The following is a 1,672-nucleotide window of genomic DNA, read 5'->3' as shown; positions in this document are numbered from 1 at the left end:
ATTTTATATAAATTTTTTTAAATTTAATATTTATTTGTCTAATAAAATTATTAATATAATTAATTATATTCGATTTTTTTTAAGAAAATTGAAAACTATTAAATATAAGAAGGTACAAAAAATTAATTGTCATATCAAAATAATATTTGATAATGAATATTGGAGGAATAATTTTGTCATACGTAGACGATGTAATTGAAACTATTATTGAACAAAACCCTTCCGAACCAGAATTCCATCAAGCTGTACGCGAAGTATTGGAATCCTTAAGGGTTGTTATTGAAGAAAATGAAGAAGAATTTAAGAAAAATGCACTTCTTGAAAGATTAACCAATCCTGAAAGACAATTCAAATTCCGTGTCCCATGGGTAGATGACAACGGACAAGTGCAAGTAAACACAGGATACCGTGTCCAATTCAATTCAGCTATTGGACCATACAAAGGAGGATTACGTTTCCACCCTTCAGTAAACCTCGGTATTATTAAATTTTTAGGATTTGAACAAATCTTCAAAAACTCATTAACCGGACTTCCAATCGGTGGAGGAAAAGGAGGATCAGACTTTGATCCTAAAGGAAAATCAGACAGAGAAATCATGGCATTCTGTCAAAGTTTCATGACCGAATTATGCAAATACATCGGAGCAGATACTGATGTGCCTGCTGGAGATATTGGTGTGGGTGGTCGTGAGATTGGATTCTTATTCGGTCAATATAAAAGAATTAGAGGATTATACGAAGGAGTATTAACCGGTAAAGGATTAACCTTCGGCGGATCTCTTGCAAGAACTGAAGCTACTGGGTATGGATTATTATACTTCACTAATGCAATGTTAAACGCAAACGATATTGATATTGCAGGTAAAACCATTGCAGTATCAGGTGCAGGTAATGTAGCTATTTATGCAATCGAAAAAGCACAGCAATTAGGTGGTAAACCTGTAACCTGTTCCGATTCAACCGGTTGGATTTATGATCCTGAAGGAATCGACGTTGAATTATTAAAAGAAGTAAAAGAAGTTAGAAGAGAAAGATTAACTGCTTATGCTGAAGCAAGAGAAAGTGCAGAATACCACGAAGGTAAAGGTGTATGGACAATTAAATGTGACATCGCATTACCATGCGCAACCCAAAATGAATTATTATTGGATGATGCAAAAGCATTAGTTGAAAATGGTGTTTTGGCTGTAGCTGAAGGAGCAAATATGCCTACTTCCATTGAAGCAACCGAATACTTACAAGAAAATGATGTATTATTCGCACCAGGTAAAGCTTCAAATGCTGGTGGAGTAGCTACTTCCGCTTTAGAAATGTCACAAAACTCACAAAGATTATCCTGGACCTTTGAAGAAGTTGACTCTAAACTTCAAGCTATTATGGAAAACATCTTTGCAAATGCTGCAGCTGCTGCTGAAGAATATGGAATGGATAAAAACTATGTAGCAGGAGCAAACATTGCAGGATTCCAAAAAGTTGTTGAAGCAATGAACGCACAAGGAATTGTGTAAATTTATTTTTAAGAGTTTTTAACTCTTATTTTTTTATTTTATTTTTATTATTTTCATCGTTTTTGAAGAGAGTTTATTTCATTGATTTTTTTTGGCTGAAAGTAGAGTCTTTTTTTTGTTAATGTGTTTTTGTGCAAAATCACTGTTCTCAAATTTTTATTGAT

At 33.5% G+C, this 1,672-nt stretch carries 1 protein-coding gene; it reads left to right on the top strand.

The features are described 5' to 3' along the window. Positions 1–173 precede the first annotated feature (173 nt). Positions 174–1,508: an NADP-specific glutamate dehydrogenase gene (gdhA, locus tag ACKI67_RS05660; protein WP_407462462.1), complete on the top strand. Its 1,335-nt coding sequence runs from the start codon at positions 174–176 to the stop codon at positions 1,506–1,508. The last annotated feature ends 164 nt before the right edge of the window (positions 1,509–1,672 follow it).

This window comes from Methanobrevibacter sp. (assembly GCF_045577275.1).
GTDB lineage: Archaea > Methanobacteriota > Methanobacteria > Methanobacteriales > Methanobacteriaceae > Methanobrevibacter.
This window is presented reverse-complemented; position numbering and strand designations above follow the sequence as displayed.